Below are 21,567 nucleotides of genomic sequence, written 5' to 3' on the forward strand. Positions count from 1 at the left end.
TATGAGTCTTAGTTTAAAATCGACCACACCGGAAAACATAGAATTCGATGAGAATATTCTAAAAATTGAATGGAAAGATGGAGTCGTCTCCGAATTTCCTCTTTTGGAACTCAGGAAAAGATGCCCTTGCGTAGTTTGCAAGGGAGGCCATGGGGGAAAAGTAGGAGCGACGACTAGCGGGATCAAAGAGGCCAAATTATTGTCTTTTTCTAAGGTGGGAAGATACGCAATTAATTTGGTTTGGGGAGATTACCACAATACCGGAATTTATAGCTTCGATTCTCTCAGACTCTATTGGCAGGGAGAACCTGGGGACTTGGGAATTCCATGAATCGGGTCCTTTTTGTCTTTCTGATATTTTCTGTATTCTCATCTCTTTCTCCAGAAATAAAGAAGGAACCTAATTCTCCTCTCAACCTGATTATTCCTTTCGATTGGTTCCCTATGGAACCGTTTGCGGGAGGGATTTTTGCGGCAAAAGATTATAATGAGTCGGCAAGTGTTCTGATCACTCGAAAGGAATTAACTGAACCTGTGGATCAAGGCGCATTAAATCGGGATTTCCAGATGGGGATCATAGAATCCATCAAAAAAGGAAATGGTAGGATACTTGAATTCGGAGAATTAGAAGTAGCAGGTCGCCCCGCGTTCAGAGTGTATTATAAGGATAAGGGAAGTAATCTTCATATTCTACATATCACTTTATTTAAGGAAAACATAATGTACGGGATCATGTTTTTTTGTTTTGGAGAAGATCCAGGGCGAAGATATGATATCCAAAAAATGGTCAAAAGGGCCTATTTTAGAGTAGATACCTAAAAATTAGCATTGTCTACTACCGTTCTTAATCAAACGTTCGCAAAAACATTTTATAAGCTAGGTTATTCGTTTCTTCTTCATAAGGGTATCCTAAACTTTTAAGTCTTTCTCTAAAACCTTCCCTATCTGGAGAAGGAACCTGAAACCCAACTAATACCCTGCCGTAATCCGCTCCATGATTCCTATAATGGAATAATGTAATATTCCAATTGGTCCCTACTGATTCCAAAAATTTCAAGAGAGCGCCCGGGCGTTCCGGGAATTCACATCTTAAGATAATCTCATCTTTTAGTTCGGAAACTCTTCCTCCAACCATGTAACGGATATGGATCTTAGCAGTTTCATTAGCGCTTATATCCAGAACTTCGTAACCCAAGGATTCCAATTCCGAGATTACTTTTTCTTTTTCAGAATGGGAGCCTTTCAATTTTAAACCAACGAATACGTGAGCTTGTTTGTCTGTGGCGTATCTATAATTGAATTCGGTAATGATCTTATTTCCTAAGGTCTGGACAAATTTAAGATAGCTTCCGGGTTTTTCCGGAATGGTAACTCCGAGTAAAATTTCTCTGGATTCTCCGATTTCTGCTCTTTCCGCCACATGTCTGAGTCTATCAAAATTCATATTAGCACCGCTATTGATCGCGATGAGTGCTCCGGTTCGATTCGGATTTTGATTTGTATAGGATTTTAAGCCTGCGAGAGATAGAGCTCCTGCAGGTTCCGCGATCACTCTCATGTCTTCGAATATATCTTTCACTGCGGCACAGATCTGATCGGTATTTGCTACTAATATATCGTCCAAGAGTTCTTTACAAACTTTGAATGTTTCTTCTCCGGCTTGTCTGACTGCGACTCCGTCCGCAAACAACCCAACTCTATCTAAGATAACTCTTTTGTTTGCAGAGATGGCTTCTTTCATAGAAGCTGCGTCAGAAGGTTCTACTCCGATTACTTTGATCTCAGGTCTTAAAAATTTTATATAAGAGGCGACACCTGCAGCCAACCCTCCGCCTCCGATTGGGATAAAAACAGCTTCGATCGGATCTGGATATTGCTGTAAAATTTCTAAACCTACCGTGCCTTGCCCTGCGATCACGTCCGGGTCATCGTAAGGATGTATAAATTTTAGCTTCTTCTCCTTTTCTAATTTCCTAGCATAAGAATAGGCTTCGTCAAAAGTATCTCCGTACAGAACAATCTCTGCTCCAAAATATTGAACCGCTTCTATTTTGATGGATGGGGTAGTGATCGGCATGACGATAGTTGCTTTGATCCCTAATTTTTGAGCGGAGAGTGCCACTCCCTGTGCATGATTTCCTGCAGAAGCGCATATTACTCCGGATCTTTTTTCCTCAGGAGAAAGTCTGGAAATTAGATTGTACGCTCCTCTGATCTTAAAGGAGAAGATCGGTTGCAGATCCTCTCTTTTTAAAAGAACCGAAGAATTTAATCTTTGGCTCATTCTGATCATTGGGTCTAAGGGTGTATGGACCGAGACATCGTAAACTCTCGCGTCTAAAATTTTGCGGATATAATTTATCACAAAGGAAATCCCTAAGAGCATTTAGCTCTTGGGGATAGAATTTAATCTACTCGGATTTACTTCCAAAGATTTTTTGATCCAAGGAGAATCTTCCTCCGCCTATTGTCAAAAATACTGAAGTTTTAAGATCCTTGGATCTTGCGGAGAAGTTCCGCTAATCTTTCTAAGGCTTCTGTCCAGAATCTACCTATCTCCTTCTTTTCTTCCGGAACCGAAAAGAGAGCTGTAAAGAAGATCTTTTTCTTACGAAAAAGTTCATGCTGAGTTTCTTTTGTCTGGATCTCTTCATTGTTGGTAGGTTTATGAAAATAGCGGGAGTAACTTCCCGCTTTTGAGTCCATCTTAAGCTCCGGCTCTTTTTCCTTTTTGGAAAGGAAAGATGATGATCCAAAAACTTATTATTTGCAACGGATTTACTTTCATATTCTGTTTCCTTAATGTTTATTTAATATATACCGGATCCGGATCAATTAAGCGAAAATCGCTGTAAGTTTATCCAGGGTTTGGGTCCAACCTTCTTCCATACCTTCCACTGCAGGATAAAGTTCCGGATCCACCTTGATTGGAAGTGCGCGCACTTGAAGTTCGGTCTGAGAACCCTTGTCGGTAAATAGAATGGTGATTAGGATTTCAGCAGCAGGTTTTTTGCCATCCATCTCGAATGCGATATATGAGGAGAATACGATCTTGTCTTTAGGAACGATCTCCTTATATGTACCTTTCATCGGATTGATCCCACCCTCAGGATCTTTCATATGGATGAGTAATTCTCCGCCGGAACGAAGATCCAACTGGCAGAGAGGTGCGGTAAAGCCATGTGGACCCCACCATTGCGATACCATATTAGGATCTGTCCAAGCCTTCCAAACTAGGTCTCTTGGAGCATTTATAGTCCTAGTAAGTATCATTTCTTTAAATTCAGGTTGTTTGGTCTCGTTCATACGATTCTTCTTCCATCTTTATAAAATTATTATATTCGAAAATACTCCGGAATAGGTCAGAAACTTCTTATTTCTTTTCCAGGAATACCTCTAGACGTCCCAGAGTTTCTCTAAGCCCATCCAATGCGAAATCTGCTACGTTTTTAATCGCTTCTTCGCTCGGGAATCTGGATCTCATAGTAAGTTTGGTTTTGGAACCTTCTTCTTCGAAAAGGACGGTTACATGGAATTGTTTCGGATTGGAATCGTCTCCATGATCGTAGACAAGTTTTTCAGGTTTAACCACTTCTATGAACTGAATGTGATTAGGATAATCCGTACCGTCTGGACCATGCATTGTGAATCTCCAGATCCCTCCCGGTTTTACGCTCATTTCATGAATTGTATTCGTAAAGCCGTTGGGCCCCCACCAGATAGCAACTTGCTTCGGGTCAGTCCAAACTTCCCAAACTAATTCTCTTGGGGCATCTAAAGTTTTAACCCCTATAATTTCTTTTCCTACGATAGAAACTTCTGCCTTCATTCTATTTTCCTTATTTATAGTTAGTATCGAAACTTATATTATTCTAATATTATCTAGTTGCTTTATCCAATTCTACCGGTTCTGCGACTACTTCCCGTTCTTTTCTATCTTTTAAAATGAAGAAGATCGCAAATGCCAAAGCAATTGAGATCCCAACACTTAAAAGGGAAACAAAATGTAGAGAATCAGTGAATGCGTCCCGGGCGGTATTGAGCAATATTTGCTTACTTGGTTCCGGAAGTTCTTTCGCTACGGCTACCGCAGAAGCTAAAGTATTATGAGAACTTTCCCATTGCTCTGGAGTAAGTCCTGGAAGATCAATTGAATTGATCCTGGACTTGAAGATTGCGACGCCTATACTTCCAAGGATTGCGATTCCGAGAACGCCACCGAATTCGGCCGCTGTTTCTGAAATGGATGCTGCAGCTCCTGCTCTTTCCGGAGGAGCGGAGCTAACGATGATATCCGTTCCCAAGATCACGACTGCACATATCCCAAGAGACATGGTCAAAGCTCCGACAATGATCACCCAAATCCCGTTTTCCATATTAATCTGGGCATATAGGAACATTCCGATAGCAGTTAATACTAAACCGCCTAACATTACATATAGCGGACGAGTGTGTTTAACGATCATTGGAACTGCAAGAGAACCGATCACGTTGCCCACTGCTCCTGGAAGAGTCCAAAGTCCAGCTTCTAAAGGAGAAAGTCCTAAAACTAATTGTAAGTATTGGGAAATGAACAAGAAGGTTCCTAATGCCACGAAGATGGTCATCGTATTTCCCACAACCGCAGCGCTGAAAGCGGGAAGTTTGAATAACTGAAGATCTATCATCGGATCAGTAAGAGTAGTTTGTCTTTTGATAAAGATCGCTCCGACCAAAAGTCCAGCAAGAATCGTAAGAATGGGAACGAATCCCCAACCATTCTCTGCAATCTGTTTCAAGCCGTAGATAATAGAAAGTACGGATACCAAAGATAGGACCGCGCTAGGCAGATCCATCTTACCTGAATTTGGATCTTTAAATTCGGGAAGAAGTTTGGGGCCAACGATAAGAAGAAGGATCATAATCGGAACACTCATTAGGAAAACGGAACCCCACCAGAAATATTCCAATAGAACTCCGCCCACAAGAGGACCGATCGCTCCACCTAAAGAGAAACTCATTCCCCAAATACCGATCGCAAAAGTCCTTTCTTCCGGATCCAAAAACATATTACGAATTAATGATAATGTAGAAGGTGCTAAAGTGGCTGCAGTGATCCCTAAGATCGCGCGGGTCAGGATCAAAATTTCTGAACTAGTAGAGAATGCTGCAAGAACGGATGCTACCCCGAATGCTGCCGCTCCGTAGAGAAGAAGTTTGCGACGCCCGATCCTATCTCCCAAATTTCCCATGATCACAAGAAATCCAGCGACTAAGAAGCCATAAATATCCATGATCCATAATTGTTGAGAAGGAGTAGGATTCAGATCCGCTGATAATTGAGGAGCAGCCAGATATAGAACCGTTAAATCCATCGCGTATAGCAGGCAGGGCAGTGCGATCACTGCCAAGCCGATCCACTCTTTCTTGGTGGCTTTGGTTGAGTTTTCAGTTTTAGTTTCAGACATTCTGAATGTACCTTTTTATATAATTCTAATATATCACCGGGACAAATTCCCGAAGGAGCCGATCTATTTTTCCGGCTCCGTATTTTTACCTTGGAGTTGTTGCAGATACGCATCTAAACGATCCAAACTTTCTTCCCAGAAATGACGGTAATGATCTAACCAACCGGATGCTTCCTTTAGGCCATCCGGTCGTATCTTGCAAGGCCTCCATTGGGCCTCTCTTCCTCTTTCAATCAGCCCTGCCTTTTCCAAGACCTTGAGGTGTTTGGAAATTCCGGGTAGACTCATATTGAAAGGTTCTGCCAGTTCTTTAACGGTTGCCTCTCCGGAGACCAAATAGAGAAGGATTTCCCTTCTTGTTGGGTCTGCGAGGGCCGCGAAAGTATTGCTCAGTCGATCGGATTCTGTATCGTATTTAACCATTTAGTTAATTTACCATTTGGTAAAATACAGGACTTTAAATCGCCAGTCAAGCCCATTCTACGATAAAAGTCAGAAAAAATCTGACTTAGGAGGATCGTCTGGGTGTTATACAGAAAAGAAATTCGCCAAAAAGGGAGGAAGTTACATTAGATGGGGCTTTTTGGGAAACGAATTGACTATCGGTGAAATTCAAGCTCCAATAGAGTAAAGTTCTCCGGCCTTTTCCCACCGATTTTCTGAGCAAGAAAAAAAAGGGTCGACAAATTTCTTTTTATTATGTCTCCTAATCCAAAACTAAGAGAGAGTGCCCAAGATGGGTGAAGGATCCCTTTCCCAGGAAGAAATAGACGCCCTTTTAGCGGGTGCAAATGATACATTCGATCCAGGCGGTAGCATGGCTGCCGGAGGCGGGTCCAAGGAAGCTGCCGGTCTTTCTCCGGTAGATAGGGACCTTTTGTCCGATTTTCTCTCTCATTGTTTTATGACTGCTGGGAATACCTTAGCGGCCATTCTTTCCAAAACTTCTAATTTTATGAATCCTACTTCCGAGGCAAAATCCCGGAAGGACGTAGAAGCAGAACTTAAGTCCAACACGTTTTTATTATATTCTACCTATTCAGGAAATCTGAACGGAAGAGTTGTGCTTGCAATGGGTGCAGACAATGCGGCCCGTATTGCAAACATGATGATGGGCGGTTTCGATTCGGGCGGCCTGGACGAAGGCCAGCTCCAAACTTTAAGAGATAGTTTGACTCCTATTATGGGAGCGCTTCAATCTCAGATCGCTGCTAAAACCGGCGGTGGAGTAAATGGTTCTCCTGCGGAGACTAGACATGTAACTTCTCCAGCTGCATTGGTACTTCCGGAAGGTGATCCGCTTGTTCGGACATTCTTCAACTTAGCGATAGAAGGACTTCCATCCTTCAGAATTCAGTTCATTCTTTCCTTATCTATGGCGAATGATATTCTCTCTCTTTCCAAAAGGTCCGGTGGAGGAGGGGGAGGAGATTATGCTTCCGGTGGCTACCAAGGTGGAATGGGAGGCGGCGGAATTTCTCAAGTAGGAATGAAAGGAGTTTCTTTCCCGAATCTTGCCACTGCGAGCGGCGCCCAGAGCACTCCGAACCTAAACCTTCTCATGGACGTTCAAATGTCTGTGACCGTGGAACTCGGAAGAACTAAGATGTACATTAAAGATATCTTAGGTTTAGGAGAAGGTTCCATCATCGAGTTGGATAAACTCGCGGGTGAGCCGGTGGACCTTTTGGTAAACGGCAAGTTGATTGCGAAGGGTGAGGTCGTGGTCATCGACGAAAACTTCGGTGTGCGTGTAACGGATATCGTAAGTCCGGCGGATAGGATCAAGCCGGAGTCGGGAGGCGGATGAGCCGAATTTTTCAAACGATCCATTCGTTTTTTTCAGGATTCGGCTCCCTCGCTTTGGCGTTCGGAGTCTTTTGTATTTTATCGGGTATTGCCGGGGGTTTATATTCTCAAGGTTCCGAAAGAGAACAAATGGACGAAGTTCTCAAGAAGGAACTAGGCACAGCGGACAAAAAGGCACCTGAATCTTCTGCTCCTAAACAAGAGGAGAAGAAGGAAACGGCACCTGAGTCTACGCCGAACCCTGTGGAAGAAAGATACAAGCCTGTTTCGGATGGGCCAAGTCTCGCAGGGATCTTGTTTAGGATCGTTCTAGTACTCGGAATTCTTTGTGGAGCTGCGTATTGGATTTTAAGAACTCTCGCAAAATCCAGAGAAGGTTCTCTTCCTGTTAGAGGAGAGATGAATCTACTTGGAAGTTTGAATCTTGGTACGAACAAACAGTTGCAGATAGTAGAGGTGACCGGACAAATTTTTGTATTAGGCGTAGCGGATAACGGTATTAATTTAATTTCCGAAATTACGGATACGGAGACTAAGGCGAGACTCCAAAGAATGAGGGACGAATTTAAACCTCCGGAAGGTGGATTTTTGGTCACTGCTTTGGAACAATTAAAGGATTTGAATATTCGTCTTACCGGAAAGTCGGAAGAGGAAGAACAAACTCTTCGCCAAACACCGGGTGAAAGAAAAGAGAAACAGAGAAAACTCAAAGAGAAGTTAGACGAAATTAAGAAGGAAAGGAATAATCTGGAAAACGGATTATTCGATTTGAACTAGGGGGAAAAGTGGGAGAGGGGTTTGCTACAGAGGCAGGAAAAAAGTTTTCTGAAGGTATGAGACATAATAGAGTTATGTGGAAGATACTTTCGGGTGTTCTTCTTTTTGCAGTATTGGTCATTGCAATCCCGGAAGAGACTTTTGCCCAAGCAAAGGCTCCTAGGATCCCGATCCCAAATTTGAATATCAATGTGAACGAAGCGAAAGGTCCTAGAGAAACAAGCCTTTCTTTGATGATCTTGTTCTTAGTCACAATTCTTTCTTTGGCTCCTGCCATTGTAATGTCCCTGACTTCTTTCACTAAGATCGTAATCGTATTGGATTTTGTGAGAAGGGCGCTTTCTATCCAAAACCTTCCGCCTAACCAAGTAATGGTGGGACTCGCGTTATTCATGACATTCTTCATCATGGCTCCCACCTTGAATATTGTGTATGAGAAGGGCCTGAATCCATATATGGAAGGCAAAATAGACACAAACGAATTTTTCGATAAGTCCATGGTCCCGCTTAGAGAATTTATGATGAGGCAGATCGGGACGAGTGGCGCTAAGGACGTCGCTCTATTTTTAAAGATCGGAAAAGTGGAGAATGTCGAATCCTTTGACGATGTTCCGAATTACGTTCTTATTCCCGCATTTATGCTTTCGGAGATTAAGAAAGCTTTTTGGATCGGGATCATCATTTTTATTCCATTTATCGTAGTAGATCTTGTGGTTGCTTCCGCACTTCTCTCCATGGGTTTGAACATGCTTCCTCCTGTAATGGTGAGTTTACCGTTCAAATTGATCTTATTCGTTTTGGTGGATGGTTGGAATTTAATCGTCTACGAGCTCGTAAGGAGTTATAAATGACGGAAGTAGATGCAATCACTCTGATCAGAGACGCATTGTTTGTGACTCTTAAACTTTCTTCTCCCATTTTGCTAACTGCGATGGTGGTAGGGCTTATTATAGGGATTTTGCAAACCACAACTTCTATCCAAGAACCTACGATCGCTTTCGTTCCAAAGTTATTATCCATTTTTGCAGTGATTGTGATCTTTGCAGGTTGGATGCTCCAAACAATGACAGATTATACCAGGGATCTCTTCCTGATGATAGAGAAGTTTTAGATTCAAAAAATGGAATACTTTATAGGAAATTTCCAAGTGTTTCTTCTGATCCTGGCAAGGATTGTGGGGCTTCTATCCGTTGCTCCTGTGTTTTCTTTTGCCTCCATCAGTTTTCCGCAAAGAATGACTCTTGGTTTTCTGATTTCTGTAATTTTATTTCCAGTAAGCGCATCTTTTGTTCCTCCGATCCCAGGTAATATGACAGATTATGGTTTGGTCGTGATGGCCGAGGCGCTGATCGGGATATTGATGGGCTTTCTGGTCAGTTTAGTATTCTCCTCATTCCAGATGGCGGGAGAATTTTTTAACGTCCAGCTTGGTTTCGGTTATGCTGAGATCTTAGATCCGATCTCCCAAACCAGTCTTCCTGTGATCAGTACTCTTAAGAATATGTTAGGCATGCTTCTATTTCTCTCTTTGGGAGCGTATCGTTTTCTATTCGAAAGTTTGGTATATTCTTTTGAGAAGGTGCAAGTTTTGAAACTTGTGCCTGAGATCCAAGATGGTCTCTACAAAGCGATGGAAGAAGCAGTAGGTGCAATGTTCCTGGTTGCTTTCAAAATTTCGCTGCCGATACTTGGAGTTCTATTTTTAGTCACTGTTTCGGAAGCTTTGATGGGGAAAGCAGCCCCTCAGTTGAATATTCTACAGCTAAGCTTTCCAATCAAGATCGCAATCGGCCTTGTAGTGATGATATTGATTGTTCCATTTTTGATCACTCAGATGGACAATGCTTTCCAACTTTCTTTCGAAAAGATGAACCTAATGCTGAAAGGATGGCCAAATTAATGGGATCCTTTTGGAAGAAGATATCGGGCCTTTTCTCTAAGTTTGACGTGTTGGAATTCCAACACACGATTCCACGCGCACAGCCAGTCCCTGCTAACGTTCCTTTCCGAATCGACCTGCAATTATTCGCAGCGGAAGACGAGGGACGTACCCAACCTGCCAGCGAAAGAAGAAGAAGGGAAGAAAGAGAAAAAGGAAACGTTCCTAAAAGCCCGGAAGTCGCATCTGCTGTCGTTCTTTTAGCAGGTATTGTTCTAATGTATCTCATGGGAGAATATTTTTTCATGAGATCTTATTATCTTTTGAGAAAATATTTTTTCGGAATACGTTCCGCGAATGTGATTACTTCCGAAGCAATGAGCGAACTTTTGAACAACGCTCTCGTAGATATCACTCAGCTACTTCTTCCTTTGATGGGAATTACTGTGGTTGCTGCGATTGTAGGTAACGTGGTCCAGACTGGATTTTTATTCGCACCTAGGGCACTTGCATTCAATTTTGGAAGAATACGTCCGAATTTCAAAAAGGTGCTTCCGAACCGCCAGACATTATTCGGTTTAGCAAAGTCATTAGTCAAAGTAGCCGTAATTGCTTGGGTATCTTATTTTGTAATAGAGAAGGACTTCTTCAAAATATTGATGCTCGGAAATATGGGCCTCGAAGAATCCGTAGCATTAATCACTTATACTGCATTCAAAATTTTTATAGTAGTGGGGATACTATTACTCGCGATCAGCGTCGGGGATTACTTCTTCCAAAAATATGAATACGAAGAAGCACTCAAAATGACTCCTTCCGAGTCCAAAAGAGAGATGAAGGAACAGGACGGAGATCCTTCTTTGCAAGCCAGAAGAAGACAGATGGCTCGAGACCAGATCAAAAAAAGCAAGATGCTGGCAGAAGTTCCCAAAGCGGATGTGGTCATTACAAACCCGACTCACTTTGCAGTAGCATTGGAATATAAACCTTCCAAACATAGGGCGCCGATTGTGATCGCAAAGGGCGTGGACGATTTCGCGTTACGTATTATCCGGGTGGCAAAGGCGAATGATATCGCTACAGTTGAAGACCGCCCAATGGCGAGAACACTTTATGACGAGGTGGAGATTGGCCAGGAAGTTCCTGCTAAATTCTATACCGCACTCAGTGTGATCTTTACAAAACTCGAATCTTTCCGGAAAGCGTTCCGAAACGCTTCTTAAACCTAGGAGAATATTATGGATAAGAAATGGTACACACAATCCGACTTCATCCTGGGTGCGGGAGCAGTTGCAATTGTCGGAATGTTAGTCGTTCCTCTGCCTGGATTTATCTTAGACATTCTGATCTTATTCAGTTTGGCTTTGAGTCTACTCATTGTTTTGACTTCTTTATCTATTAAGGAGCCATCCGAGTTTTCCATTTTTCCTAGCTTATTGCTTATTACTACGATCTATCGATTAGCACTTAACGTTTCTACGACGAGACAAATTTTGTCCAAAGGTCCTGCAGTAAACAGTGCGATCATAGACGCATTCGGTTCATTTATCGTAGGAAGCGAATCCGGTTTAAGTAAATACGTAGTTGGATTTATCATCTTCTTAATCTTAGTGATCGTTCAGGTTCTCGTGATCACTAAAGGTGCCACCCGTATCTCCGAAGTGGCAGCAAGATTCACATTGGATGCTTTGCCTGGTAAGCAAATGGCAATCGACATGGAACTTTCTACCGGAAATATAAATGAGGCGGAAGCTCGCAAGAGAAGAAAGAAGATTGAAGAAGAAGTGGACTTCTATGGGTCCATGGATGGAGCGAGTAAGTTCGTCCAAGGGGACGTGCGAGCAGGACTTATCATCACTGCGATCAATTTGGTTGGTGGAGTGATTATCGGAGCAAGTATCCGTGGAGAATCTTTCATATCTGCGATTGAAACTTACGGAAAGTTCACGATCGGTGACGGACTTGTTTCTCAGATCCCAGCACTTCTCACCACTGTTGCTACAGGTATAATCGTGACTCGTTCCGGTTCTGAATCCGATCTTGCAAAACAATTCAAGACCCAGCTATTTGCAAACTCAAAGGTATTGTATGTAGTCGCCGCTTCCATGGGAATGGGAGCATTTATTCCAGGATTACCTTTTATTCCCATGGTGCTTCTTTCTGGAGGACTTGCATATCTCGCATACTCTCTCGAAAAAACTGTACAAGAACAGCTTGAGGTTTTGGAGAAGAAGGAAAAAGAAGCCGTTGGAGATCGCAAACCTCGGGATTATTACGACGAACTTAGGATCGAGCCGATCGAGATCGAATTCGGTTATCATTTGGTGCCACTTGTGGATGCTTCCCAAGGCGGAACATTGATGGACCAAATTTCCAACTTAAGAGGAAAATTCGCACGTGAGAGCGGGATCGTTATTCCTCCAATTCGTATATTAGATAATTTAGAAATACCTCCGGATCAATTTACCATTAAGATCAATGGAGTGGAGGTTGGTTCCAGCACGATCCGCCCTGAAAAACTAATGGCGATGCCTTCCGCAGAAAGTCAGGACCTTTCTTCCATCGAGGGGGAATCTTTCATGGAACCTGCTTATGGAAGAACTGCAAAATGGATCTCTGCTGATTCGAAAGGTGATGCGGAGTCCAAAGGCTTTATCGTGGTGGATTCTTCTACAGTTATCATTACATATTTAAGAGAATTGCTTGCGACTCATGCTTCTAGTTTGCTTGGAAGAGAAGAAGTCAAAAAACTTCTGGATCATTACAGATCTCAATACCCAACACTTATCCAAGAATTGGAAGCAGACAAGCCGGGCAATTTGGGAATGTTGCAGCAGGTTCTTCAAAATCTTCTCAGAGAAGGTCTGGGAATTCGCAATCTGGTCCCGATTTTGGAAACAGTCGCGAACAAAATGGGCAAGTATCCAAATCCTTATGTTCTTACGGAATTCGTAAGACAGTCTATCTCCAATACGATCGTAAAAGATTATATGGTGGATGGAAAACTCCAAGTCATCGTGGTAGAAGGTCGGGTGCTCGACAGATTGAACAAATCTCTCGCGCAAGATCGTTTAGAAGGAAGGGATATTTTGGTCCTTCCTCCGGATTTCCAAAGAAGACTTTTGGAATCGGTAGCGGATATGAACCGTAGGGTCCAGGAAGGAAGAGGATTCCCTATCTATGTGGTGAACAGAGAAGTCAGAATGCCTTTTGCTTATTTCTTAGCGAAAGAATTCCCGCCTAGGAACTTTGCCGTTCTCGCATTAGAAGAAGTGCATTCTTCCGTTCCTACGGTAATCGCAGGCGAACTCAGGATTGCACAAGCCCAGGCGGCGGAACCCGCAGAAGTGGTTTAAGAAAACGTAATATTTTAATCGAAAAAACAGGAGGATAACATGGATTTCGCAAAGATAAGGGGCAAGGATCTACAGGACTGCCTAATGCAGATGAAGATGAAATATGGCCCAGAAGCCCATGTCATCGAACATAGAATTTTGACCGAAGGTGGGGTGTTTGGGACCGGTCTCATGGCTCGCAAGGTCGTGGAGATCCAGGTTGGTATCCCTGAAAAGGCAAGTTCCAGAGAGAAGGTGGAGAAAAAACTCCAAGACCTAAAAGAACTACTCAAACAAAAGTCCACTCTTGGTTCTGAAAAAAGAAGAAGCCTAGAAGAATTGCCGAGCTGGGAAGAAAGAACTTCTCGCCCAAATAGGACTTCTTCTTTGCCGAAAGAACTGATAGATATTACTTCTGAAGAACTAGAGTCTGAAGAAAATTTAGGACTTTCTTTTTCAAAAGAATTCGAGCCTAAAATTTCCAGATCCGTTCGTAAGGAACAAGACTCCAATATCCTTAAAATGAGGGATAAACTTGTTAAAGAAGGAATGAGCGAGGCTTACGCTGAAGAAATTATTTCCCAAGTGGAGCAGAGACTTTCTCCTTTGGATCGCTCTCGCACAGTTGCAGTTCAGGAAAAAATTGTAGAAGTTCTTTCCGAAAGAGTGCAAGTGGAGCCGGACATTTTCAAGGGAACCAGAAGAGGACAGAGAAAAGTAGTCTTCTTTGTGGGACCTACCGGTAGCGGAAAGACAACAAGTATTGCAAAACTAGCCGCTAAGTACCATCTTCATATGGGAAAATCGGTGTCTCTGTACACAACTGACAACTACAGGATTGCGGCGATCGAGCAGCTAAAACGCTACGCCGATACCATGGAAATGCCTTTTTATGCGGTAAAAGATCTGAAACGTTTTCAGGAGACTCTCGCAAGAGACGGATCGGAACTGATCTTAATAGATACTGCGGGTTATAGCCATCGTAATGTGGACCAGCTTAGCAAAATGTACGGATACCTTTCCGCTTTCGGAGAAAGGGACAACGTTGAAAATATCCTTGTATTATCCGCCACTTCTTCGTATCATCACACCCACTCCGTAATGAAAGCCTACGAACCTCTTGGTTTCCGTAGAATTTTATTAACTAAACTGGACGAAGCGGAATTTTTGGGTGGATTTCTGGAACTAGCCGATACACTTAATAAGGGTTTTACCCATTTAAGTGTTGGCCAAGAAGTTCCCTTCGATATGATCCCAGCGGAAAAACACCAACTCGCCGAATGCGCAGTAAATCCGGAAAAAATCATCGAGATCCGCGGAGAAGTATTCTCCGCTTAAGGTTTCGGTAGAAAACCTAAGTCCCAGAGAAAGAGGTTAGGATGGACCAAGCGACTCAGTTGCGGAAACTTACCGAGGGTAATACGAGTTTGAAACTCGTGTCTTCAACCAAACCTATGACTAAGATTATAGCGATCGCTTCCGGAAAGGGTGGGGTCGGTAAAAGTACTATCTCCGTAAACTTGGCCATCTCTATGGCTAAGGCAGGACAGAAGGTTCTAGTATTCGACGGAGATCTAGGACTCGCTAACGTGAACGTGATCTTAGGGATCATCCCTAAGTATAATTTGTATCACGTAGTCAAGGGACATAAAAGTTTAAAGGATATTATCATCCAAGCTCCGGAAGGAGTTGATATCATTGCAGGCGCTAGCGGTTATTCTCAACTTGCAAACCTGAACGATACCCAAAGAAATAATCTGATCAAAGGATTCGCTGATCTGGATTCGTATGATTATATGATCATAGATACCGGAGCAGGGATCAGCTCAAATGTGATCGGACTCACACTTCCTGCTGACGATGTGATCGTAGTTACCACACCGGAACCTACTGCAATCACCGACTCTTATGGATTGATCAAGGCGATCGTTTCCCAAAGTAGAGATAAAAATCTTAAGATGGTAGTGAACCGTGTACGTTCCGCCATCGAAGGGAAGAAGGTTGCGGACCGAGTGATCGATATTTCCGGTCAGTTCTTAGAAGTGAGAGTTGAAAATTTAGGATTCATCTTCCAAGACGACGAGGTGGAAAAAAGTATCCGGGAACAAAAACCGTATATCATTCATTCACCTAAGAGCAAAGCTGCCGCTTGTTTGAATCGGATCACATATTCTCTACTCAACCAAGAAATGGATAATTTAGATGATTCCGGAATCACCGGATTCTTCCGTAAGTTTTTCAATTTTGTGGATGTTAGAGAAAAACAACAGAGCGAGGAAGAGTGAACCTACAAATTGGTTTCCTCGCTTTTTTCTCCTTTTTAGGACTCATCATAAGTCTGGTCTGCGGCATCATGGTCGGAAATTACTTTGGCCATATCATATTTATTACTTTTTTATCCACGGTCGGTATGGCTGTTTTCGGATTTGGGGTATATTCAGTTTTAGCTTCTAAGGTTCCTGAGTTTTTGGAACTTATCGGCAATTTCACCGGGGCATATTCCGGAGGAGATGAAGAAGGTCACGAAGGCGGCGGCCGTCATTCTCATTCGGAACATGCGGATATGGATACTTCTACCGCTAATTTTGATTCTCCAAGTAGCGCAGACGAAATTCGGGCCGCTGCGAGCGGGATTCCTCGTAAAAAAGCGGATAAATTCGGAGATCATATCATCGTGGAAAATATTGCGATCAAGAATGAGCCTAAGTTAATGGCGGAGGCGATCCGGACTATGCTCGCGAAAGACGACGGCAACCAAGACAAATAGTAACTTCGACAGAACAAATTTTGGTTCGCACCGAGATCGCAGAGGTTTCGAATGTAGGAACTCCGACTCACGGTTTTTACATCTCGATTTTAGCGTAAATCTGCTCAGAAACCCAATGAGACAAAAAACTGCTTGATTTCCCGTTTTTGAGACAAAAAATGCTATTGCAAATCGGTTTGGTCCACGACACTCTTAAGCAGAGGACCAGCCCATTCCGTTGTTATGTCCAAACTTTTCGAAAAATACAATAATACGGATGAAACCGAACTTTGGAAGTCGTATAGGGCAACTAAAGACCAAAATATTCGCAGTTATCTTGTAGAAAAATACTCTCCTCTAGTCAAACACGTGGCTGGTCGTATCGCGATTGGTATGCCTCAAAACGTAGAGTTCGATGATCTTGTTTCATACGGCGTGTTTGGTCTTCTTGATGCGATCGAAAAATTCGATCCGGAAAGACAGATTAAATTTAAGACCTATGCAATGACCCGGATCAGAGGTTCTATCTTCGATGAACTTCGTTCCATCGACTGGATCCCTCGCTCCATTCGCCAAAAAGCGAAACAGTTGGAGCAAATTATCGGAATGCTCGAGAACAAAGAGGGCGCTCATGTAGAAGATGAAGCGATCGCAAAAGAAATGGGGATCTCCGTCGAGGAGTTCAACTCCCTTCTTACTAAGATCAGCGGCACATCACTCGTCTCTTTAAATGATATTTGGTTCCTTGGTGATGAGAACGACGAGGTTTCTTTCATGGAGACATTAGAATCTCCGATGAACATGAACCCGGACACGATCATCGAAAAAGAGGAGATCAAAAACGTGATCGTGGAAGCGATCAAAACACTTCCGGACAAAGAAAAAAAAGTAATCGTTCTTTATTATTACGAAGATCTAACCTTAAAAGAGATCGGAGAAGTATTGGAAGTAACCGAATCTAGGATTTCCCAACTTCATACGAGAGCTGTAGCAAGACTTCGTAGTAAATTAGGAAAGGTGAAATCGGTTATTAGCAAAAAATAATAACTTAACTGTCTCGGAGGAGTTTCTTTTGAGTCTTACATCCTTTCTAAAAGACCAATCTAAAGAACTAGACAAGCTCCAAAACGAGCAGGTAGAAGTCATAGCTCCTACATTGGAAAAATGTCTGCAATTAGCAGCATCTCATCTCAAAAGAAAGTCTCACGAGCTAGATTATATAGTCATTAAACGCGGAAAGAAAAAACTTTTCGGTTCCGAACCTTGGCATATCCGGGCATCCATTCTTCCTGAAGATACGTTCTTAGACGAACTTTCAGAACTGGACAAAAAGTTAACCGGTGGATCAGGAAAATTAGTCTCCAAAGATCTGAAGGAGTTCCTACAACCTAAGGACAGAGATGGAAAAGCAGTCGTTCAAATTTTCAGAAATGGAACTTATCTTACTGTATATCCACCTTCTGGCGAAGGAAGGGCAATCGAACTTTCGGAAGTTTCTCGCAGACTTTCAGTTCGTGGAATTGCCGAAGTAGATGATAACCAAATCCGTAAAATTGTAAAAGAGGCCAAGGGAGAGCCGATCTATATTTCCAATATGAAACCAAGGCAAGGTGCCGAGGCGAAGATGGTATTGGATATTGCTCCTGATAAGATGAGGGCCAAGATTACTTTCATTCCTCCTAAACCAGCAGGAAGGGATCTGGAAGTAAAAGATGTAGTCAATTATCTCAAGAATGCAGGGATCAAATACGGAGTAAAAGAAGAAGAGATCCAAAAAAGGTTGGAGGATGAATTCTATAACCAGCCTTTCACCGCTGCAGAAGGAGATCCTCCTGTTAACGGAAAGAATGCACAGGTAATCTTCCATGTTCGTATCAGTAAGAAGGTAGTCTTCAGAGAAGACGAGTCCGGAAAAGTGGACTATAAGGACATGGACTTGATAGAAAACGTTGTAGTTGGGCAACTTCTTGCGGAAAAAGTCCCTGCAGAAAGAGGGAAATACGGTCGTACATTATTCAACGAACTTCTACCTGCAAAAGACGGATTAGATACTGAACTCAAACAAGGAAAGGGAACGATCCTTTCCGAAGATAGAACCAAACTCACCGCAGAAGTAAACGGTCAAGTTGTCTATGCGAGTGGAAGGCTTTCTGTAGAAACAGTTTATAGAGTGAACGGTGACGTAGGGATCAAAACTGGTAACGTTACATTCTTAGGTTCTGTGATTATCACTGGAAATGTAGAAGATAATTACTCAGTCAAGGCTGCAGGAAACATAGAGATCTATGGCACTGTCCAAAAAGCAAACGTAGAAGCGGATGGAGACATTATTATTCGCCAAGGGGTTTCCGGAAGAGACGAAGCCCGGATCGAATCCACCGGCGGAAACGTAATCGCGAAATTTATACAGAACGCAACCGTAGTCACTGAGAAAGATGTGGTGGTCCAAGAAGGAATTCTTCACTGCTTTGTGAGCGCAGGTGGAAAAGTAATCTCCAACGGTAAGAGGGGACAGATTGTAGGAGGTACGATCCGTGCTTCCGATACGATCGCAGCAAAGGTAATAGGATCTTCCGCCAACCCTGCGACCGAGCTCATTGTGGGAACAGACCCTAAAGTATTAAAACAAATCTCCGAATACGAAGAGAAGTTGGCCGAAAACCAAGACAAGTTCGAGCAGATTTCCAAAAGTCTTAAAACACTTAAGGCCAGAAAGGAGAATGACCCTGCTTCTTTCACCCAAGACCATGAGCAGCAGTTGATCAAAACAAGTAAGGCTACTGAAAAGCTGGAGATCCGGGTCCGAGAATACGAAAACGAGATCCAGAATCTCAAGGCATATATAGAAGAAAGAGCCGCAAACGGAAAAATCAGCGTCGAAAAGACCTTATTCGGAGGGGTCACGATCAAGATCAAAAGTGCGGAATTCAAAACACGTAACGAGATCAAACATAAGAGCTTCGTGGAAGAGAATGGGGTTATCCGACAATTGCCGTACCAAGACCCCGAACCGGATAAAAAAGACTGGAGAAAAAACAGATCTAGAGGAAAATAAAGGATATGAGGCTGAACGAACCTCTTTCCGGATACGGCGCCGCGAACGATCTGGTCCGAAGGACTATGGTGGAGAACCCACATACTCTTTCGAATGTAATCGCCCAGAACGAAAAATCGGTCCGAGAGTATTCTATAGATAAAAAGTACGCGGTGCAGATGTACACCGAGACTTTTTCTCTTTCACCTGAATATAGAGAAAGACTTCGCACTTCATACACCCAAAGGATCGGAGAAATAGAAAAGGAAATCCGTTCTTTTAAAGGGCCAAAACCTGAGGGTGGAAAGGAGAGAATTTTCTCCTATGATAAGAGCGGTAGAAAGACCGAAATTCGGACACCTACTCGTTCCACAGTGGACTATATAGCTTAATAAAAACGTGCCGGCTTTCCGAGGAATGTTGTTGGAAATATCCTCGAAAAGGACGCTTGTGCGATGGAATTATTCACAGTCCTATTCTTAAATATTATTATAGCCGTAGGCTTGTACGTTGGTGTGTCCGCGCAAGTGACGAAGAGAATACGTTCTCATATGATCCGACGTATCAACGAAGAGATCCGTACATTAGTAGACGAGATCCAAACGGAAACAGAAAGTCAGATAGAACTTTTAAATTCTAAGATCCAAGCTTATAAAATTTTGGTCCAACGTTCGGATGCTTTGGAAGATAAATATAAATCTATTCTCCAAAAGCTGGAATCTCTTCCGGAAAGAATATTTTCTAACGAAGGAATAAAATTAGAAAAACAGAATGTAGCTCCCGAACCTATATTGGAATTCGAGAGCGTAGAGGAAGAATTAGAAACCAGCGAGCCTTCTATCCTAACTCACCGGGAAGAAGTGCATATCTCCGATGAGGAAAAATTTAAGAACGAATATCTTACTCTCATTAGGGAAAAACAGAAAGAACTGAAAACTGTTCCGACCGAATCTTTAGAAAATCGGAAACAAGAACTTGCCGCAAAAGCTGGGGAAGGTGTAGGAAGACTTTATAAACAAAATCTGAGAGAAAATTATTCTACTGAAAATCCTAAACCGTTTTTGGATCCGGAAAGAAAAAATTTCAAAAAAGAAACTGTTTCTTCCGGAGAAGAAGATTCAGGCACTTTGGGAATTTTGAAAAACTTTGGCAAGAAGATCAAAGATGTAATGGGCTGGAAAGATTCCGGGGAATTGATGTCTGAAATTTCTCCCACCAGAACTCCTCAGCCGATGTACAATCCAAGTTCTACATTTGATATTTCTTTGGATGGAGATCCATTCGAAGAAAATAAAATTGAATTTCCGGAAGATATTAGCGGAGGCCACTTAAAAGCGGGGCCTGATTATGCTCCCGAATTAGATCCTAAAAAAACGAGTTCTAAATCCAAAAGAACGGACAATAAAATTCCTTTGGAGGAAAACTTCGGAAAAATCCTGGAAAGGAAAATGACCGGCTACGTTCCTCAAAAACAGGATTCCGTAAAAATTTCTTCTGAAACTGCGCTAAAAGACCTGGGAGAAGGTGCGAGTAAAATTGAGAAGGTCGTTTTCCTCTTGAAAAAAGGATATTCTCATGAAGAAATCTCAGAAGCCTTGGATCTCGCCACCGGTGAGGTGGACATTATCGAAAGATTTAGGTTGGAGAGAAATAGGAGGACCTAATGTCCCAATTTAGCGTCTTGAACGTTGGTTTTGGAAATATAGTCATGGTTTCCAAAATCGTTGGTATCATTCATTCGGATTCGGCTTCCGCAAAAAGGATCCGAAACGAAGCCAAAAGTCATAACAGTTTGGTAGACGCGACCCAGGGAAAAAAGACCAGGTCCATCATAATTACGGACTCCAACCATTTGATCCTTTCCAACTTAAGAGTAGAAGCTCTTACAAGAAGGATAGAAAGCAGGGATAATTCTATCGCAGAAGAAGAGGAAGAAAAGGACTGAAATCTCCCAAGCTAATCGTTCTGTCCTCCGTAGCAGGAGGAGGCAAATCCACACTCATCCAAATGATCCGAGCCAAACATCCAGATTTGGCTTTTTCAGTTTCTTGTACTACAAGGGCTCCTAGGCCCGGAGACAAGGAAGGCGTAACGTATTTTTTTCTAAGCAAAGAAGAATTTGAATCCGGAATAGACAAGGGAGAATTTTTGGAATGGGCCAAGGTCCATGATAATTACTACGGAACTCCTGCAATATTCGTAAACCAATGTATGTCCGCGGGTAGATCGGTGATCATGGATCTGGATGTGCAGGGTGCGGCCCAGGTAAAACAAAAATTAGGAAAAGAAGCGATCACAATTTTCATACTTCCTCCAAATGAAGAAGAATGGGAGAAAAGATTACGAGGAAGAGGCACCGATTCCGAAGAAAGTATCTTGAAACGTATCAAGAACGGAAAGGAAGAACTGGCTCACAAAGACGAATTCGATCATCTCATAGTGAACGATAAGCTGGACCATGCATTGTCTCGTTTGGAAGAAATTTTATTTTAAGGATTTCCACTAAATTCGGAAACCTGAACAGATTACCACTTTCTTAT

The 21,567-nt window shown here is 42.6% G+C and carries 24 protein-coding genes; 18 read left to right on the plus strand and 6 right to left on the minus strand.

Features of this window, described 5'->3' with window-relative positions; all coding sequences use genetic code 11:
- Window position 1: 1 nt before the first annotated feature.
- Both CH352_RS10695 and CH352_RS10700 read left to right on the plus strand, forming a co-directional pair.
- Window positions 2-331: a DUF971 domain-containing protein gene (locus tag CH352_RS10695; protein ID WP_100707109.1), complete on the plus strand. Its 330-nt coding sequence runs from the start codon at window positions 2-4 to the stop codon at window positions 329-331.
- Entirely contained in the window at window positions 328-819 is a 492-nt protein-coding gene (locus CH352_RS10700) for a hypothetical protein (protein WP_100707110.1), read from the plus strand. Before CH352_RS10695 ends, CH352_RS10700 begins: the two co-directional genes overlap by 4 nt.
- A 25-nt stretch (window positions 820-844) precedes the next feature.
- On the opposite strand, the gene ilvA is transcribed toward CH352_RS10700, so the two are convergent.
- The 6 genes from ilvA to CH352_RS10735 all read right to left on the minus strand — a co-directional run bounded on the left by ilvA (window position 845) and on the right by CH352_RS10735 (window position 5,870).
- Entirely contained in the window at window positions 845-2,386 is a 1,542-nt protein-coding gene (gene ilvA, locus CH352_RS10705) for a threonine ammonia-lyase, biosynthetic (protein ID WP_207766690.1), read from the minus strand.
- A gap of 101 nt (window positions 2,387-2,487) precedes the next feature.
- Complete coding sequence (locus tag CH352_RS10715; protein ID WP_100707111.1) at window positions 2,488-2,706, minus strand: hypothetical protein; 219 nt, start codon at window positions 2,704-2,706, stop codon at window positions 2,488-2,490.
- Between the two features lie 129 nt (window positions 2,707-2,835).
- Window positions 2,836-3,306 (minus strand): SRPBCC family protein, encoded by a 471-nt coding sequence (locus CH352_RS10720; protein ID WP_100707112.1) that lies wholly within the window; start codon window positions 3,304-3,306, stop codon window positions 2,836-2,838.
- Between the two features lie 67 nt (window positions 3,307-3,373).
- The gene (locus CH352_RS10725) at window positions 3,374-3,829 is read right to left on the minus strand and encodes an SRPBCC family protein (protein WP_100707113.1); all 456 of its coding nucleotides are present in this window, start codon (window positions 3,827-3,829) and stop codon (window positions 3,374-3,376) included.
- A gap of 49 nt (window positions 3,830-3,878) precedes the next feature.
- The gene (locus tag CH352_RS10730) at window positions 3,879-5,447 is read right to left on the minus strand and encodes an MFS transporter (protein ID WP_100707114.1); all 1,569 of its coding nucleotides are present in this window, start codon (window positions 5,445-5,447) and stop codon (window positions 3,879-3,881) included.
- A 63-nt stretch (window positions 5,448-5,510) separates the two neighbouring features.
- The gene (locus CH352_RS10735) at window positions 5,511-5,870 is read right to left on the minus strand and encodes an ArsR/SmtB family transcription factor (RefSeq protein WP_100707115.1); all 360 of its coding nucleotides are present in this window, start codon (window positions 5,868-5,870) and stop codon (window positions 5,511-5,513) included.
- 313 nt (window positions 5,871-6,183) lie between these two features.
- Here CH352_RS10735 and fliN point away from each other — a divergent pair, with 313 nt between their 5' ends.
- The 16 genes from fliN (at window position 6,184) to gmk (ending at window position 21,520) form a co-directional block, all read left to right on the plus strand.
- Window positions 6,184-7,257, plus strand: coding sequence for a flagellar motor switch protein FliN (gene fliN / locus CH352_RS10740; RefSeq protein ID WP_100707116.1), 1,074 nt, complete (start codon window positions 6,184-6,186; stop codon window positions 7,255-7,257).
- The gene (gene fliO / locus CH352_RS10745; RefSeq protein ID WP_100707117.1) at window positions 7,254-8,033 is read left to right on the plus strand and encodes a flagellar biosynthetic protein FliO; all 780 of its coding nucleotides are present in this window, start codon (window positions 7,254-7,256) and stop codon (window positions 8,031-8,033) included. Before fliN ends, fliO begins: the two co-directional genes overlap by 4 nt.
- 56 nt (window positions 8,034-8,089) lie before the next feature.
- Window positions 8,090-8,884 (plus strand): flagellar type III secretion system pore protein FliP, encoded by a 795-nt coding sequence (gene fliP, locus CH352_RS10750; RefSeq protein ID WP_207766691.1) that lies wholly within the window; start codon window positions 8,090-8,092, stop codon window positions 8,882-8,884.
- Complete coding sequence (gene fliQ, locus CH352_RS10755; RefSeq protein WP_100707118.1) at window positions 8,881-9,144, plus strand: flagellar biosynthesis protein FliQ; 264 nt, start codon at window positions 8,881-8,883, stop codon at window positions 9,142-9,144. Before fliP ends, fliQ begins: the two co-directional genes overlap by 4 nt.
- Before the next feature lie 9 nt (window positions 9,145-9,153).
- Window positions 9,154-9,933, plus strand: coding sequence for a flagellar biosynthetic protein FliR (gene fliR, locus CH352_RS10760; protein WP_100707119.1), 780 nt, complete (start codon window positions 9,154-9,156; stop codon window positions 9,931-9,933).
- Window positions 9,933-11,135, plus strand: a complete 1,203-nt coding sequence (locus tag CH352_RS10765) for an EscU/YscU/HrcU family type III secretion system export apparatus switch protein (RefSeq protein ID WP_243396352.1) — start codon at window positions 9,933-9,935, stop codon at window positions 11,133-11,135. Before fliR ends, CH352_RS10765 begins: the two co-directional genes overlap by 1 nt.
- A gap of 15 nt (window positions 11,136-11,150) precedes the next feature.
- Window positions 11,151-13,268: a flagellar biosynthesis protein FlhA gene (locus CH352_RS10770; protein ID WP_100707121.1), complete on the plus strand. Its 2,118-nt coding sequence runs from the start codon at window positions 11,151-11,153 to the stop codon at window positions 13,266-13,268.
- Between the two features lie 39 nt (window positions 13,269-13,307).
- Window positions 13,308-14,585 (plus strand): flagellar biosynthesis GTPase FlhF, encoded by a 1,278-nt coding sequence (flhF, locus tag CH352_RS10775; RefSeq protein ID WP_100707122.1) that lies wholly within the window; start codon window positions 13,308-13,310, stop codon window positions 14,583-14,585.
- 41 nt (window positions 14,586-14,626) lie between these two features.
- The gene (locus CH352_RS10780) at window positions 14,627-15,532 is read left to right on the plus strand and encodes a MinD/ParA family protein (protein WP_008597222.1); all 906 of its coding nucleotides are present in this window, start codon (window positions 14,627-14,629) and stop codon (window positions 15,530-15,532) included.
- Window positions 15,529-16,014 (plus strand): hypothetical protein, encoded by a 486-nt coding sequence (locus tag CH352_RS10785; RefSeq protein WP_100707123.1) that lies wholly within the window; start codon window positions 15,529-15,531, stop codon window positions 16,012-16,014. The genes CH352_RS10780 and CH352_RS10785 overlap by 4 nt, the downstream gene beginning before the upstream one ends.
- A gap of 222 nt (window positions 16,015-16,236) precedes the next feature.
- Window positions 16,237-17,037, plus strand: a complete 801-nt coding sequence (whiG, locus tag CH352_RS10790; protein WP_100707124.1) for an RNA polymerase sigma factor WhiG — start codon at window positions 16,237-16,239, stop codon at window positions 17,035-17,037.
- Window positions 17,038-17,065: 28 nt separating this feature from the next.
- On the plus strand, window positions 17,066-19,048 hold the full coding sequence (locus CH352_RS10795) for a FapA family protein (protein ID WP_100707125.1): 1,983 nt from the start codon (window positions 17,066-17,068) through the stop codon (window positions 19,046-19,048).
- A gap of 5 nt (window positions 19,049-19,053) precedes the next feature.
- Entirely contained in the window at window positions 19,054-19,419 is a 366-nt protein-coding gene (locus CH352_RS10800) for a hypothetical protein (RefSeq protein ID WP_100707126.1), read from the plus strand.
- Window positions 19,420-19,482: 63 nt separating this feature from the next.
- On the plus strand, window positions 19,483-20,691 hold the full coding sequence (locus tag CH352_RS10805; protein ID WP_100707127.1) for a hypothetical protein: 1,209 nt from the start codon (window positions 19,483-19,485) through the stop codon (window positions 20,689-20,691).
- Window positions 20,691-20,972 carry a DUF370 domain-containing protein gene (locus tag CH352_RS10810; RefSeq protein WP_100707128.1) on the plus strand — a complete coding sequence of 94 codons (282 nt, stop codon included), beginning with the start codon at window positions 20,691-20,693 and terminating at the stop codon, window positions 20,970-20,972. The genes CH352_RS10805 and CH352_RS10810 overlap by 1 nt, the downstream gene beginning before the upstream one ends.
- Before the next feature lie 14 nt (window positions 20,973-20,986).
- Window positions 20,987-21,520 (plus strand): guanylate kinase, encoded by a 534-nt coding sequence (gene gmk / locus CH352_RS10815; RefSeq protein ID WP_100707129.1) that lies wholly within the window; start codon window positions 20,987-20,989, stop codon window positions 21,518-21,520.
- Window positions 21,521-21,567 lie beyond the last annotated feature (47 nt).

This window comes from Leptospira hartskeerlii (assembly GCF_002811475.1).
GTDB lineage: Bacteria > Spirochaetota > Leptospiria > Leptospirales > Leptospiraceae > Leptospira_B > Leptospira_B hartskeerlii.

What these genes read in the sequence shown, in the direction of transcription:
- CH352_RS10765 (WP_243396352.1), top strand. Translation starts at nt 9,933, where the DNA reads ATGGGATCCTTTTGGAAGAAGATATCGGGCCTTTTCTCTAAGTTTGAC.
- CH352_RS10730 (WP_100707114.1), bottom strand. Translation starts at nt 5,447, where the DNA reads ATGTCTGAAACTAAAACTGAAAACTCAACCAAAGCCACCAAGAAAGAG.
- CH352_RS10735 (WP_100707115.1), bottom strand. Translation starts at nt 5,870, where the DNA reads ATGGTTAAATACGATACAGAATCCGATCGACTGAGCAATACTTTCGCG.
- CH352_RS10780 (WP_008597222.1), top strand. Translation starts at nt 14,627, where the DNA reads ATGGACCAAGCGACTCAGTTGCGGAAACTTACCGAGGGTAATACGAGT.
- CH352_RS10725 (WP_100707113.1), bottom strand. Translation starts at nt 3,829, where the DNA reads ATGAAGGCAGAAGTTTCTATCGTAGGAAAAGAAATTATAGGGGTTAAA.
- flhF (WP_100707122.1), top strand. Translation starts at nt 13,308, where the DNA reads ATGGATTTCGCAAAGATAAGGGGCAAGGATCTACAGGACTGCCTAATG.
- fliN (WP_100707116.1), top strand. Translation starts at nt 6,184, where the DNA reads ATGGGTGAAGGATCCCTTTCCCAGGAAGAAATAGACGCCCTTTTAGCG.
- CH352_RS10770 (WP_100707121.1), top strand. Translation starts at nt 11,151, where the DNA reads ATGGATAAGAAATGGTACACACAATCCGACTTCATCCTGGGTGCGGGA.
- fliQ (WP_100707118.1), top strand. Translation starts at nt 8,881, where the DNA reads ATGACGGAAGTAGATGCAATCACTCTGATCAGAGACGCATTGTTTGTG.
- CH352_RS10720 (WP_100707112.1), bottom strand. Translation starts at nt 3,306, where the DNA reads ATGAACGAGACCAAACAACCTGAATTTAAAGAAATGATACTTACTAGG.
- CH352_RS10715 (WP_100707111.1), bottom strand. Translation starts at nt 2,706, where the DNA reads ATGGACTCAAAAGCGGGAAGTTACTCCCGCTATTTTCATAAACCTACC.
- whiG (WP_100707124.1), top strand. Translation starts at nt 16,237, where the DNA reads ATGTCCAAACTTTTCGAAAAATACAATAATACGGATGAAACCGAACTT.
- fliP (WP_207766691.1), top strand. Translation starts at nt 8,090, where the DNA reads ATGAGACATAATAGAGTTATGTGGAAGATACTTTCGGGTGTTCTTCTT.
- CH352_RS10695 (WP_100707109.1), top strand. Translation starts at nt 2, where the DNA reads ATGAGTCTTAGTTTAAAATCGACCACACCGGAAAACATAGAATTCGAT.
- CH352_RS10800 (WP_100707126.1), top strand. Translation starts at nt 19,054, where the DNA reads ATGAGGCTGAACGAACCTCTTTCCGGATACGGCGCCGCGAACGATCTG.
- CH352_RS10700 (WP_100707110.1), top strand. Translation starts at nt 328, where the DNA reads ATGAATCGGGTCCTTTTTGTCTTTCTGATATTTTCTGTATTCTCATCT.
- CH352_RS10805 (WP_100707127.1), top strand. Translation starts at nt 19,483, where the DNA reads ATGGAATTATTCACAGTCCTATTCTTAAATATTATTATAGCCGTAGGC.
- fliR (WP_100707119.1), top strand. Translation starts at nt 9,154, where the DNA reads ATGGAATACTTTATAGGAAATTTCCAAGTGTTTCTTCTGATCCTGGCA.
- fliO (WP_100707117.1), top strand. Translation starts at nt 7,254, where the DNA reads ATGAGCCGAATTTTTCAAACGATCCATTCGTTTTTTTCAGGATTCGGC.
- ilvA (WP_207766690.1), bottom strand. Translation starts at nt 2,386, where the DNA reads ATGCTCTTAGGGATTTCCTTTGTGATAAATTATATCCGCAAAATTTTA.
- CH352_RS10810 (WP_100707128.1), top strand. Translation starts at nt 20,691, where the DNA reads ATGTCCCAATTTAGCGTCTTGAACGTTGGTTTTGGAAATATAGTCATG.